9 protein-coding genes and 1 pseudogene (1 of these 10 only partly in view) are annotated in these 13,972 nt (G+C 61.1%); 4 read left to right on the forward strand and 6 right to left on the reverse strand.

The genetic code is table 11. From position 1 onward, the window contains the following. Window positions 1-279: 279 nt before the first annotated feature. The 5 genes from FVQ81_00625 to FVQ81_00645 all read right to left on the reverse strand — a co-directional run bounded on the left by FVQ81_00625 (window position 280) and on the right by FVQ81_00645 (window position 10,054). Window positions 280-3,462, reverse strand: coding sequence for a peptidase S41 (locus FVQ81_00625; protein ID MBW7995080.1), 3,183 nt, complete (start codon window positions 3,460-3,462; stop codon window positions 280-282). Between the two features lie 121 nt (window positions 3,463-3,583). Next, window positions 3,584-5,587 (reverse strand): transketolase, encoded by a 2,004-nt coding sequence (tkt, locus tag FVQ81_00630; protein ID MBW7995081.1) that lies wholly within the window; start codon window positions 5,585-5,587, stop codon window positions 3,584-3,586. 205 nt (window positions 5,588-5,792) lie between these two features. After that, window positions 5,793-6,389, reverse strand: a complete 597-nt coding sequence (locus tag FVQ81_00635; protein MBW7995082.1) for a hypothetical protein — start codon at window positions 6,387-6,389, stop codon at window positions 5,793-5,795. Between the two features lie 175 nt (window positions 6,390-6,564). After that, on the reverse strand, window positions 6,565-8,442 hold the full coding sequence (locus FVQ81_00640) for a threonine--tRNA ligase (protein ID MBW7995083.1): 1,878 nt from the start codon (window positions 8,440-8,442) through the stop codon (window positions 6,565-6,567). Between the two features lie 163 nt (window positions 8,443-8,605). Further along, window positions 8,606-10,054 (reverse strand): hypothetical protein, encoded by a 1,449-nt coding sequence (locus FVQ81_00645; protein ID MBW7995084.1) that lies wholly within the window; start codon window positions 10,052-10,054, stop codon window positions 8,606-8,608. A 186-nt stretch (window positions 10,055-10,240) separates the two neighbouring features. Here FVQ81_00645 and FVQ81_00650 point away from each other — a divergent pair, with 186 nt between their 5' ends. From FVQ81_00650 to FVQ81_00665, 4 genes are all read left to right on the forward strand, one after another. After that, window positions 10,241-12,235 (forward strand): hypothetical protein, encoded by a 1,995-nt coding sequence (locus FVQ81_00650; GenBank protein MBW7995085.1) that lies wholly within the window; start codon window positions 10,241-10,243, stop codon window positions 12,233-12,235. Window positions 12,236-12,323: 88 nt separating this feature from the next. After that, a complete protein-coding gene (locus FVQ81_00655) occupies window positions 12,324-12,734 on the forward strand; it encodes a PilZ domain-containing protein (protein MBW7995086.1) in 411 nt (136 codons plus the stop codon). Continuing rightward, window positions 12,731-13,411, forward strand: a complete 681-nt coding sequence (locus tag FVQ81_00660; protein ID MBW7995087.1) for a cysteine hydrolase — start codon at window positions 12,731-12,733, stop codon at window positions 13,409-13,411. Before FVQ81_00655 ends, FVQ81_00660 begins: the two co-directional genes overlap by 4 nt. A gap of 126 nt (window positions 13,412-13,537) precedes the next feature. After that, window positions 13,538-13,804 carry a hypothetical protein gene (locus tag FVQ81_00665; protein MBW7995088.1) on the forward strand — a complete coding sequence of 89 codons (267 nt, stop codon included), beginning with the start codon at window positions 13,538-13,540 and terminating at the stop codon, window positions 13,802-13,804. A gap of 83 nt (window positions 13,805-13,887) precedes the next feature. Here FVQ81_00665 and FVQ81_00670 read toward each other — a convergent pair. Next, window positions 13,888-13,972, reverse strand: a pseudogene (locus FVQ81_00670) (lytic transglycosylase domain-containing protein); it runs 638 nt beyond the window's last position.

The following is a 13,972-nucleotide window of genomic DNA, read 5'->3' on the forward strand; positions in this document are numbered from 1 at the left end:
CGTTTATTTAATTCTGCAGTGTCTGATTGGCCTGATCGCAAAAACGCGGGCGGTTTGAAGGGCAACCTTCAGCAGAGTAATATAATCTGTTTGCCGAAACAGGGCCATAATAAAGCCCGCCGGGCAGCTCAACCGAAAACGTTTCAAACCTGACGATCGGGGCAGGGCGGGCCAGGCATGATTTATGCTTATCACGTAGCCCTTCAATAGTTTACGCAACTGGAACTTTTGCATAAATCATGCCTGGCCCGCTTTCCCGCTTTTCAGCTTTTCGCGCTCTTATTTGATCCGCCCCAACAATTCCCGCACCGCTCGTTCGAGCTGGATGTCGGCGCCGCTGCCTTCCTCCCCCGGCGGCTCGGGGACAATAATATCGGGTACCGCTCCCTGGCGCTCCATGTTGATATCGCTGCCCTGTACATACCAGCCCCGGAACGGAAGCCTGAAAACGGAGCCATCGATCAGTCGGGTCGCGCCGGTGGAGATTACCGCTCCACCGGTGGTTTGGCCGATCAGGGGGCCGAGGTCCAGTGTTTTGAAAGCGTGTGCAAAAATTTCGGCGTTGCTGAACGAGAGTTCGTTGCAGAGAGCGGCGACAGGCTTGACCCAGCTATAGACCGGCAGGCGGTCCTGGGGATAACCGCTGTTTTCGGCTCCCCGCGGGACAGTCCGGGCGTGACGGCGCACGGTCAGGACGGCCAGTAAATAGTCGGTGATCCAGCCGCCGGGGTTGTTGCGAACATCCACAACCAGGGCGTCCTTGGCGTGGCATTCGCTGTACAGGTCGCGCTCGAACGCCTCGAAACTGTCCCAGCCCATTGCGCGGATATGGATATAGCCAAGCCTCCTGCCGGACAGGCTGTCGACCATCGCCCGACGAGAATCCACCCAGTCGTGATAGACAAGGTTGTTCTGAGCGCCGATAGTGGTGGGACGAATCTGTATTTCACGTTCCCTTCCCGCCGGGGAGCGCACAGTCAGCAGCACTGGTTTGTCGACAGTGTCGTAGAGCAGGTGGTAGAGATTGTCGCCGGGACCGACAGACTGGCCGGCCACGGAGGTAATCACATCTCCGGGAACCAGGCGGCTCTGCTCGCGGTCCGCCGGACCGCGGGCCAGTACATCGGCGATCATGAAACCCGGGCCGGAGTAAGACTCATCCAGCCGCACTCCCAGTGCACCGACAGGGATTGCCCGGCGGTCGTTCGATGAGGAGAATCCCAGGTGGCTGGCGTTGAGTTCGCCCAGCATCAGGTGAATGAGAGCCTCGAAATCCTCACGCGCCGGAATCCCGGCTTCGACCGCGGGAAGGTACTTATCACGCATGGCGGTCCAGTCGGCGCCGTGGAAATCCGGGTCGTAGAAATAATCATTGAGTGCGCGCCAGCCCTCGAGGAACACCTGGCGACGCTCGGCGCGGTTGTCGATATCCATCCGGGCGGCCAGCGGCAGGCTCTCGCTCTTTTTATCCGAGACAGTCAGTTTGTGGGGACGGCCTCCGGAGCGCAGATAGTAAATCGTCGTGCCGTCGGGGGAGTAGCGCACGGCCGATGGCGAATGGCCGCCGGTGGTGAGCCGGGTCAGGTCCTCACCGTCCCATGAGACAGAATAGAGGTCGCTCTCCCCGTCGGTGGAGGCTCCGAAAGCGAACGTCTTGCCGTCGGGCGAGATCGCGGGCGCGCCCTCGTCACCGGGCAGCGAACTGACCCGCACGATCCGCTCGTGCAGCCGCTCGAAATCGATCCGGACAGTTGGCACGCTGTCTTTTTCTTCGTCGTCTTCCTTCTTTTCCTCGTCCTGCTCGCGCCATCTGCGTTGCTCACCGGATAGTTCCCGGTCGTCTTTGCGCAGGAAGAGGAAATAGATGTCGACATTATTTTCTCCGCTGCGACGGCTGCGGAAGCCCAGCTTGCGTCCATCGGCGCTCCAGACCGGGTCCGTGTCCGCATCCGGGTGGCGGGTGACATTCGCCGGCTCGGCCGAACCATCGGCCGGGATTATCCAGACATCCTCGTTGAACTCGATATCGTTACGGCTGAAGGCGATCCAGCGGCTGTCCGGCGACCAGCAGAACTTCGGTTCGTCCCAGCCGGCGATCAGCGCACGCTGTCCCGATCCGTCGGTATTCATCAGCATCAGGTCGCCCCGGCCACGGACATAGGCGATCCGTTTGCCGTCTGGCGAGGGCTGGGGGTGGTGTTCATCCTGCAGGCCCGAAGTCAGCCGCTCCAGTTTGAAATGCCTTGCGCGGTAAAGTTCCGGCCGCGAACTGTCAGCGCCGGTAATTTTATAGATATCCTGGCTGCCGGCGCTGTCGGAAGTAAACAGCAGGGTGGTTGAGTCGGGCATCCAGACCGGGTCGGCTTCGCGGTTGACAGTCGTGCTGATCCGGCGCGTAATCCCATCCTCGACAGTCTCCACCACGAACAGCTCGCCGCGGACAATCACGGCCGCCTGTTTTTCGTCGGCTGAGACAGCGAAACTTTCGGCATCGCGGGTGAATGTTTCCCAGGCAATCTCGTTTTGACGGGTATCGGCGGGCAGGCGGACCTCCAGCCTGCGGGGATCGCCGGAGGGTCCGAGGCTCATCACGAAAAAATCCGTACCACGGCTGAACACCACCGTGCTTCCGTCGGCGCTGATCGCACTGCGCCGGATTCCGTCCTCGGTGAACGAGGTCAACTGCTCGCCGGGCTCATCAGGGGAGGAGTCGAGGGCCTTGCGGTACAGGTTGAACGCCCCGTCGCGCTCGCTGACATAGTACAGGCGGCTGTCCTGTCCGGCGAACATCGGGTTGATCTCCGAGGCGTCGCTGCCGGTGAACTGACGGTAGGTGCTGTCCGACGGGTTATAGAGCCAGATATCGTAGTTTCCGCTGCCGCGGTAGTGCTTGCGGTACCAGGGTGAATAGCCCCTGGTGAACGCGTAAGTCCCGCCGTCGGGAGAAACAGCGGCGTGCATCGCCAGCACTCGCCAGAGTTTGACCGGCATCCGCGAACCATCGGCGGGCACGCGGTAGGGGGTCGCGATCCGGCGCGGACTCAATTCGCGGACTGCCAGGAATATCACCTCGGAGCCGTCGGGAGTCCAGCCCACCGGCAGATCCGGGCTGCCGTGAAAGGTGAGCTGGACAGGCTCCCCTGCTCCGGCGGTATCGATAGCGAACACATCATCCTGGCCGGCCCTGTCGCTGCTGAACGCGATCCCGGCCCCGTCGGGCGACCACACCGGATTGGCGTCATAGGCAGGATTAACGGTTATCCTGCGAGCAGTCCCGCCGGACGATGGGACGGTCCAGATATCGCCGGCATAGGAGAACGCCACTGTCCGCCCGTCGGGGCTGACCGCCGGGTGCCGCAGAAACGGGGCGCCCCAGTTGGCGCGGGCCGCCAGCGGTGCCGGATTTTGAACCAGGAGGAGTAACGGCAAGAGAACGAGCAGGTGAAAACATCTGACAAACATGATTCGCTCCCCGGCAAGCTGTTGAGAACAGTGCAAAGTACAACTGCCCGACGGCCCGCGAACTGGGCAGCCCGGCAGCGGATGAATCGATCATTTGATTAGCTGAATAAGCAGGTCCAGGCTAGCCCAGCAGGGCCCTGACCCTGTCCGCGATATTCCGCGCAGTGAACCCGTACTTTTCCGCCAGCTCCTGCCAGGGTCCCGAGGTGCCGAATCCGTCCATGCCCAGAATCTCGCCCTCGTCGCCGGCGTAACGCTCCCAGCCGATAGTCTGGCCGGCCTCGACCACCAGGCGTTTCCTGAGCGAGGGGGGCAGGACCGAATTTCGATAGGCGTCGTCCTGGGCGTCGAACAGTTCCCAGCTCGGCATGCTGACCACCCGTACCCTGCGGCCCTCATCGGCCAATGTTCCCTGGGCCTCCAGCGCCAGGTGGACCTCGCTGCCCGTGGCGATAATCACCGCCTCCGGCTCACCGCCCGCGGCCTCGCTGAGTACGTAAGCGCCTTTTTTCAGCCCGCGGGCGTCGGCGTATTTGGTACGGTCGAGCACGGGGATGTTATGGCGCGTCAGCAGCAGGGCCACCGGGCCGCCCTCGTGCGTGACTGCGAACTCCCAGGCCACGGCGCTCTCGGTGGCGTCGGCCGGACGAAGCACGATCACGTTGGGAATCACGCGCAGGGCCATGGCCTGCTCAACCGGCTGGTGGGTCGGACCGTCCTCGCCGACAAAAATGCTGTCGTGGGTGAACACGTAGGTTACTGCGGCTTCGTTGATCGCGGCCAGGCGGATCGAGGGGCGCATGTAATCGCTGAAAACGAAGAAAGTCGCCCCGAACACTTTCAAGCCGCCATAGAGCGCCATGCCGTTCAGGATACCGCCCATGGCGTGTTCGCGGACGCCGAAGTGGAAATTGCGTCCCGAGGGGCAGCTTCGGCTGTGGTCGTCCTCGCCGGAGATCAGGGTTTTGGTCGAGGGCGCGAGGTCGGCGGAACCGCCGAGAAAGTTGGGAAATACCTCGGCGATCACCTGCTCGGCCTTGCTCGCGCTGGAGCGGGTGGCTACCGGCTTGTCGCCGGCGGTGGCCAGCAGGCGGTCTGTCAGGTCGGCGGGGATTTGGGGATTGTAGAATCGGCTCCACAGGCCCGCCAGCTCGGGATACTTGTTTTGCCAGGCCTGAAAGTTCCGCTCCCAGTTATCGTAATCGGCGGCCAGTTCCTGGCGCCGCGTAGCGAACAGGTCGCTGACTTCCTGCGGCACGTGGAACCAGTCCTCGAACTCCCAGCCGATAGCTTTCTTGGTGGCGGCCAGCTCCTCCTCGCCCATCGGCGCTCCGTGGATCTCGGCGGTGTTGCACATGTTGGGACTGCCCGCGCCGATAGTGGTGTTGCACTGGATCAGCGATGGCCTGTCGGTAACCGCGTTGGCAGCGCGGATCGTCTGCTCCACCGCCCCGCGGTCGTGACCGTCCACCTCGAGCGTATGCCAGCCGTAGGCCTCGAAACGCTTGAGCGCGTCCTCGCTGTCGAACGCGAGGTCGGTGTTGCCTTCGATAGTGATGTGGTTGCTGTCGTAGAGGAAAGTGATCTCACCCAGGCCCAGATGGCCGGCCAGGGAGGCGGCCTCGGAGCTGATTCCCTCCATCAGGTCGCCGTCGCTGCAGATCGCGTAAACCTTGTGGCCGTAAATCCTGTACTCGTCGGTGTTGAACTTGCTGGCCATGAACCGCCGGGCGATAGCCATCCCGACCCCGTTGGTGAACCCCTGCCCCAGCGGGCCGGTGGTTGTCTCGATCCCGCGGGCGACATTAACTTCAGGATGGCCCGGGGTTTTGCTGCCCAGTTGGCGGAAGTTTTTCAGATCCTCCAGGCTCATATCGAAACCGGCCAGGTGCAGCAAGGCATAGAGCAGCATCGAGCCGTGGCCCGCCGAGAGCACGAACCGGTCGCGGTCGATCCAGTCCGGGTGGCGCGGGTCGAAACGCAGGAACTTCGACCACAGCACGAACGCCGCGTCGGCCATGCCCATCGGCATGCCTGGGTGGCCGGAATTGGCTTTCTGGACCGCCTCGGCGGCAAGTATCTTTAGCGTATCGACTGCCAGTTGTTCGATCTTCTGTTTATCCATCGTTTCCCTCCGTACCCGGACATAAACACAACACTTGAATCTTGATTGCCAGATGCTCTTAAAAGCTGAGTTTGCGCGAAGTATAGACGAATAATATACCCGACACTGCAAATGCCTGTCAATGTATTTGGGACGCTTTCGTGCAGTTAAACTATTATCCGGTACAGGATTAGGATTTGGATAGCGGTGTGGATGAGCAAGCTGCTCAGCGGCGAAGCATCCGGGCCAGGACGGAGAGCGTGTCGGGCAGGAAGGGTACGGCCTTATGGGTCGGCACCGAGAAGCGGAATTCGAGCAGCAGCGTATCTCCCAGGGTGAAAGCGGTTCCGAGATATTTCCGGGCTTCCGGCAGGGCGCGGCCGTTTGTCGACATGAGCTGAACTTCGAGCTGGCCCTCGCCCCAGAGCGTGAATCCGCCGGCCGCGCGGTGGCTGCCGCTGGCGGTATTGCCCGGATCGAGCGTGTCGACAGCCGTGCCGCCGGCATCGAGACTGAACAGGCCGGTCTGCTCGCCGCTGACACTGACCGCCAGATCGCCGAGGTAGGAGCTCAGGCGTGAATCGGCGAGCCCGGCAGTGGCTCCGGGCACCAGCAGGCCCGAAATCGGCAGTCCTCCGGCGAACACGTTCTCGGTGATCCAGCGTCCCTCGATCTGGGCCGACTGCTGCACCGGATGGAAGAGGCCGGTCTGGGGAGCGGCGGGATTGCTGTCGCTGCAGGAAATGCAGAATATCACGGCCGAGAGCGCGCAAAACGCTCCAAGTAGTGTACGTAATCCGGCACTGAGGAATTGACCGTGCATGGCGCAATCGATTCCGCTGAGTTGAAAGATTACCGGTAATCAAGCTTAAAACTGCTACTGATAATAATTTCGTCAGGTTTGGCGCTTAAGTTTAGCTCAAATCACCTAAATATAAAAAGAAAGGCTTTTCCATCCAACCGGGATAGAAAAGCCCTCACATCCTGGAAAAGCGGGATCAGCCCACGAAAATCGGCCGTTTGCTAAGGCGTGCCGGCACGTTGAGCTTGCGGAACGGTTTTTTTGCCGTTTTACCCTTGATCAGTTCCGTCAACTCGGCCGGGGTCATCATCGTCTGCTCGCCGGTGCTGCGGGTGCGGATACTCATGCTGCTGGCTTCCACCTCTCTCTGGCCGATCACCGCCGCGAACGGCACCCACTCGCGCTCGGTCTCGCGGATTTTCTTGCCGACCGTCATATCGCGGTCGTCGAAATCCACGCGGAACGGGATCTGCTTCATCAGCTGCTCGCAGTATTCGTGGAACTGCTCGCCCACCGAGATCAGCCGCAGCTGGGTGGGGGCGAGCCAGAGCGGAAGCTCGGCCTTGATGCCTTTGTTCATGCGGATCGCCTGGTTTTCGAGCATGGCGTACATCACCCGGTCGATCGAGCCGCTGATCGAGGTGTGCAGCAGCAGCGGGAACTTGGCCTGGCCGTCCTCGTCGATAAACTCGATCTCGAAGCGCTCGCAGTTCTCGACATCGATCTGGATCGTGGACAGGCAGGAGGCCTTGTCCTGGGCGTCGATAAAGTTGAACTCGAGCTTGGTCACGAAATAGAAGAAGCGCTTGTTCCAGAGTTCCACCAGCGAGGGCTGCCGCACCAGCTCGATCAACTGCTCGGCGAATTCTTTGTTGTCTTCCCTGAAATCTTTTACGAACCTGATCGCTACCTCGTAGTCCAGCTCGAACGCGTCCATGCACTGCTTGCACAGATCGATCTGGGCGGCGAACTCCTGCTTGGCCTGCTCCATGTCGCGGGCCAGGGTGTGCATGTCCGGCATGGTGAACGTGCGCAGGCGCTTGAGACCGGCCAGCTCGCCTGTCTGCTCGCGGCGGAAGCTGTAGTGGGTCAGCTCGTAGAGGTGGCAGGGCAGGTGACGGTAGGAGAGCTGCATGTCGTGCTGGATCATGTACTGGCCGAAACAGGCGGCGAAACGCAGGAAATACTCCTTGTCCTCGCTCAGCAGCACGTACTGGCGAGCGGGGAAGCGGTTCAGATAGCTGCTGAGCTTGGGGTGCTGGTAGTCGTACATGATCGGAGTTTCGACCCGCATGCCGCCGTAGTCGGCTGTCAGGTCGCTGACCAGCTCCTCGCAGAGTTGCTTGATAAGCTGTCCCTTTGGGTACCAGCGGAAATTACCGGGATCGCTGCCCGGCTCGTAGTCCACCAGCTCCAGGCGCTTCATCAACTCGATATGCGCCGGCGGCTCGACCACCGTGCGGTCTTTATCGCTCTCGTAGCTGTAGAGCTTACGCAGGTTTTTGCGCTGCTTGAAATTGTACTCTTCGGTGGGAACCAGTTCCTTGCCCGGCTCGGCGATATACCATTCGCTCTCGAGTTTTTTCTCACCCTTCAGGGCTTCGCTCTCGGAGTCGTCCGCTTTCTTTTTCTTGCCGGTCTCAGGGACGATTGTCTGGGCCAGTTCGCTCAGCGGGTGGCCCTTGCACTTGACAGTGAAAGCCTTGTAGTAGCCGAACGGACTGCGTTTGACAGCCAGGCCGTCTTCTTTGCCAAGCAATTCATAGATCCGGTCCAGCACCTTGGTGGCGATCCTGGGGCTGGCCAGGTTGCTCGACAGGTGGGCGTAGGGGTAAACCATCACGGTATCCGTCTTAACCCGCCGCGCGTGGCCGGCGGCGATCCCGGCCACCTGGCCGGCCACCGATTCCACACCCTTCTCATCACCTTTCTCAGAGCAGCAGAACACCACCAACGCCTCGCCGGTCTCTCCCTGCTGAAGTTCCGGTTCAAGCTCGTGGCCCTTGCCGACCGCGCCGGTTTTTTCGGTGACGTGGTAACTGAATTCATCTGTATGGAGCATCAGGATACGCATTTATCTGTTTTTCCCTCGAGCGAGTTTGTCACAGCGCCACGGAACGGTTCCCTGCCCTGAACCTGCAACCGGGCAGCAGGCCGAACGCCGGCCCTGCCCGGACGTGGTAATAATAATCAAGCCAGGCGGATAAAGCAACTTGTCAATCAGCGGCATGACCGGTTTAAAGCCCGCTGCCTGGCGCGGTTTTGCGACGCACATAGAACACGGTCTCCCGGTTTCCGGCCTCGAGCCAGCCGCCGGAACCGAAAGAGCGCTCCTGCCTTTTCAGGCCATCGCGCGGGGACTGGGGATCGTAGCGGTAGACCTCATCGCAGCAGCTCGACACGTTGACTTCAGCCGCTCCGCCTTCCGGCAGGTAGATTACCTGTTCACGATCGCTCCTGAGCCTGAACACCGGCGTTCCAGCCGCGCTGTCGAACGCCGGGGTCAGCTCGGCAAGGCCGGGTTCGGCGAGACGGATGAACGTGTGCACGCTTTCAAGAGAGCGTTCCATCGCCAGGCCGTCCGTACATTCCACGCACTCCGGGTGCGTGCGCAGCCAGGGCGTTTTGTCATCGGGTCCCGCCGGGTTCAGATGACGGTAGCCGGAGAGGTGGACCGCACTGGTGAAAAATGTCCAGGCAATCCGGCGGGTTTCTTCCTCGTTGGTGAAATCCTTGGTGCCGCGGTCCGGGCTGGAGGCCGGGCGGCTGTTGATCAGCGGTTTATCCGGGTACAGTTCCCCGGCCCGTTCGACCATCGAGCGCAGTGTCCGCGCTCCGGTGCCGCTCAGGTCCTCGCCATAGCGTCCAAAGCTTTTCATCCGGAAATCGCGGCCGAGGTAGTACCAGTCGATCACCGGGAACCAGCGGCAGCCGTCGTCCATGTACCGCCTGACCGCCGTATTGGTGTAGAGCAGGGGGGCGGGGAGGTCGGGATGGCTGCGCTCGTAGCCGCGGAAAAATTCCACCCAGTAGTTCTGCCATGCAACAGGGGCCTTGGCGCCGTAATCGTACTCGTTGCAGAAAGAATAGATACAGATTCCGTACTGCGCGGTGGCATCCAGCACCCGCCGGACAAACGCTTTTTGCAGCTCCATCAGCTTTTCATCATTTACATCGTAGAACCCGGGCATGCCGTGGCCCGCGGGATCGTCGGCGAGGCCGGCGAGGCTGTTTACATTGTTCGATGGCCGCCAGGGATTGACCCGCCAGCGCGTTTCGCCCCGCTCAATCACCGGCTCGTCCCAGATCTGTAGGAACGGGTAGATCCCCCGCGCTTTGCAGTCGGCCATGTACAGATGCAGCCGTTCCCACCAGCGTTCGTTCCAGGCTGACAGGTCGTAGCGGCCGTCGGGCAGCAGCTTCCACGGCGCACCCTCGCCCAGCGCTCCCTGGGTCAGGTGCAGACGCTGGGTGTTCGCGCCGTACGATGCGTAGTGGCTGTTGTGCTCGGCGATATCCAACCCCGTCTGGCTGATCAGGTTGGTGACACCATGGCCGTAGAGCCACAGCGTGCGGCCCGATTCGCGGTCGCGGAACCAGCGGTTGTTGTGAATTTCAAGTTGCGCGGCCAGGGGCGAAGTTACGGTAATCAGTACCAGCATTGATTTGAGCAGCCGGTTAAGCAAAGGGAGACCTCCGGTTTTTAACGACATTTTTTTATGCGGATCAGGACGCTCCAGGCAATAACTTACAATCCGAGCGCTCACCGTGCAATCAGTTGCCGTGTATGCGGGCTGGCAGTATAATTAAGTCGGGAGAATGCAATCCTGCATTGTTCATCCGTAACCTGTTTCAAAAAGGCTGTCTGCCCGATGAGAACCAACGCCCTGATACGCCGGTTGCAGGTAATGGGTCCAGCCGAGGCCAGCCGCCGGGTGTTCCGACGGTTGGGCAGCAGGTGGATCGCCGGCAGGATCGAGCGGGAGGCGGAAAAATTCGCCGACCCGCGGGCGCTTGAGTCACTGTTCGACACCCCGGTCCAGGCCGAACCGGGACGAGACGAGGGCGATGGCGTCAACGATGCGCTGATCCTGCGGGCGGAAGCGGCTCTGGCCGGCAAGTTGACTGTCTGCGGCCGGGGTGTGGAGTTGGGCGGAAACCCCGACTGGCTGGCCGAACCCCATGGTGAGGGCCATGCGGGGGAACTGGAAAAACTGCCGGCCTGGAGCGAAAGATACCCGGCGACCGGGATCGATATCCGCGCGATCTGGGAACTCAACCGGCTGCAGCCGCTGGTGGACCTGGGCCGCGCCTGGCGGCTCACCGGCCGGGATGAATTCGCCGAATGCGCCGCCCGCTGGTTCTCGGGCTGGAGCGAGCAGAACCCGTTCGGCATGACCGTGAACTGGGCGAGTTCGCTGGAAGTGGCGCTGCGCTCGGTTTCGATGCTGCTGGCGGTCAATTGCCTGCGGGATTCAGAGCCTTTCCGGGACGAGCAGTTCCGCGCCCTGCTGGCCCGCCAGTTTTGCCTCCATGGCCAATACGTGGATTCGCATCTCAGCCCGGCCTCGAGCGCCTTCAACCACCTGGCCGGCGAGTCGGCGGCACTCGCTCTGCTGGGAGAACTGCTGCCGGGATTACCGCCGGCGGCAAACTGGCGGATCGAGGGTCTGGCCCTGCTGCGCCAGTGCATGCACCGGCTGATTTTGCCCGATGGCGGAGGACTGGAAGGTTCTTTGCATTACTCCGCCTTTGTCTGCCGCCTGACAGCAGTGACCGTGATGCTGCTCGGGCGTTCGATGGAAGACGTACTGGGCCGCGAGGGCGCAGACAGGTTGAGAGCGGCCTACCGCTTTCTGTGCGAGATGACCGACGGCGGCGGTGCGATCAGTGAATACGGGGACAGCGACGACGCGTCGTTTCCAGGTCCACCGCCGGCTGAGCCGGCATCGCGCTACAAAAGCACGCTGAACCTGATCTGGTTGATTACCGGAGACAACACCCTGTACCATGATTTCGAACCGGACCCGGACAGCTTGTGGCTGTTCGGCGCTGAGAATATCCGGCAGCGGCTTGAGGGGGCGCGACAGGCCGGCAGGGAGCCGCTGGTGAGTTTTCCCTCAGGCGGGCACCATGTGATCAGACCTGCGCCGGGGGTGTTCGCCCGCTTCGAGTGCGGGCATTGGGGTGATGGCGCGACATGGGCGCACTCCCACGCGGACAGGCTCTCGTTCAGCCTGTTTCTGGGCGGTCATCCCGTGCTGGTCGATCCGGGTACGGGAGCCTACTTGAACGATAAAGCCATGCGCGATTATTTCCGTTCAAGCCTGGCGCACAGCACGGCGGTTGTGGATGGCGTGTCTCAGGGGACTGCATTGGCAACTTTCATGTGGGATCGGGAAATTGAATCTTCCCTGCTCGAAACGGCTCTGACCGGACGGGAAGCGGTGCTGGAGGGACGGCTGGACTCTGCGCCCGAGGCGGATTCCGATGACCCCGTAATACATTCGCGCAGACTCTGCTTTTACCGGAACGAATCGAGACTCGTGGTCGAGGATTTTTTCCGCACCGGGGGAGACCACCGGGTGGAGATCCTGTTCAATCTGCACCCGTCCTGCCAGGCCGAGCCGGACGGCGGAGGCGCAGGAGAGGTCAGGATCACGGCCGGCAGGCAAGTTGTCAGGCTGAGACCGGACGCCGGCTGCCGGACAGTGCTGCGCCGTGGGGAGAAAGATCCGCTGCGGGGGTGGTACAGCGCGGGCTTCGGGCGGATAGAACCGAGCTGGCAGGCAGTGGTTGAGGCGGAGATCTCAGGGAACAGTTGGATCAAAACCGAACTCAGCTGGGCTGCGTTGAATCGCAAATAAAATGACGGAAGATGTTGACATGCGCGCCTTTCAGGTGATATCCTGAAATCAGTGATTCGACACGTCCAGTTTTAACACGGAGCCGGTTATGGCGGAATCTTCGGAAAACAGAAACTTCAAGCGGGTTGCACTGGAATACAATGTCGAGTATTCGGTGCTCTCCGGGTTCGACAAGCTGAATCTGTTCCAGTCCCGCACGCTGGATTTCAGTCTCAGCGGCACCAGGATCGAAACCGGGGAGCAGCTCAAGCAGGGCGATCAGATATCGGTGCGGATCGAAGTGCCCGACCTCCAGTCATTCTGGCTCGATGACGGTGGCAACAGGTGCTACAACAAGACCGTGGTCATGTGTTTCGGAACCGTGCGCTGGGTTGAGGACACGGGTGAGGACAAGCACGAGGCCGGGATCCAGTTCTCCGGAATGACCACCAGGGACAAGGTCTATCTGACCCGCCTGTTCGAGGAAGCGCCCAAGACCGGCCAGGAGAGCGTGGGATGACCACTCCGGTGGACCTGAGCGCAATCCACGAGCAGTATATCACGCCCGAGACACTGGATGCCCGTACCGAGAGCTACCTCGGCCAGCTTGCCGATTACTCCCAGCGCCGTATCGAGTTCGTCTGCCGGTCCGCGGCGCTCGTGCTCGTTGATCTCCAGCGCTGTTTTCTCGACCCCGGATTTCACCTCTTTTCTCCAAATTGCCGCACCATTCTGCCCAGGGTTGCCGCCCTTCTCGAGTTTTTCCGCAACTCGGGACGGCCGGTACTCTACACGCTGCAGAAAAACAAGGACACGGCTGTCGACCGCGGTCCGGTTCTTCGCCGCTGGTGGCCCTCCACTCCGCTGGAAAACAGCCCGGATACCGAGCCTGTGGAGGGAGTGCTTCCCCTGCCGGAAGAAAAAGTGATCCACAAACGTCGCTACAGCGGCTTTTACGCCACGGACCTGGAACTGACTCTGCGTTCGCTGGAAGTCAGCCAGGTGGTTGTCTCCGGCGTTTTCACCAATGTCTGCGTGGAGGCCACGGTGCGCGATGCGTTCATGCGGGACTTTTTCGTGTTCCTGCCCGCCGATGCCACGGCCGCTCACAACGAGCTGCTCCACCTGGGTTCACTGCGCACGATGGCGATGTGGTTCGCCACGGTGTGCAGGGTATCGGACCTGACCGGCGAATAATTCAGAGCTTACACGCCCGCTTTAAAGCCTCCCCGGCCGCTGTCGATATTTAGATAAGGGGGGAATCGCGCCATTTTGTGGCTGACAACAGCAGCCAGGGTTTCAAACGAATGCAGAGGTGATAAGATGGGCTGTCCGGCTTGCGAAACAGACTACGACATTCTGGAACAGGACATAGAAAACGGCAGGCTTGCCAGCAGGGAACAGCTGGAAAACCGTCTGGCCGCCGTCAAACTCTCCATCAGCGGAGCCACGGTAGTCTACTGCCCGGGATGCAGGGAGAAAATCGCGTGTCTGATGGACCGGGTGGCCGTCAGGCTGCGGAAGGAAACACTGTCGGGAATTCACGACCTGCTTGACCGGGCGCTTGAGGAGCGCCGGCAACAGGATTGATTCCCGGCGGGAAAAAAGCGGTAACACAAAGCGGGCGCGTCGTAAAACGCGCCCGCTTTTATTGTTTCGGCGGCAAAAACCCTTCAGGGCAGAGGCGAGTCTGAAACGATGGTTCTGCCGTTTTTGACCACCGTGTAAAGCCTGCTCTCCCTGCTAGATCGGAAGAGC

The organism is Candidatus Glassbacteria bacterium (assembly GCA_019456185.1).
GTDB lineage: Bacteria > Gemmatimonadota > Glassbacteria > GWA2-58-10 > GWA2-58-10 > JAJRTS01.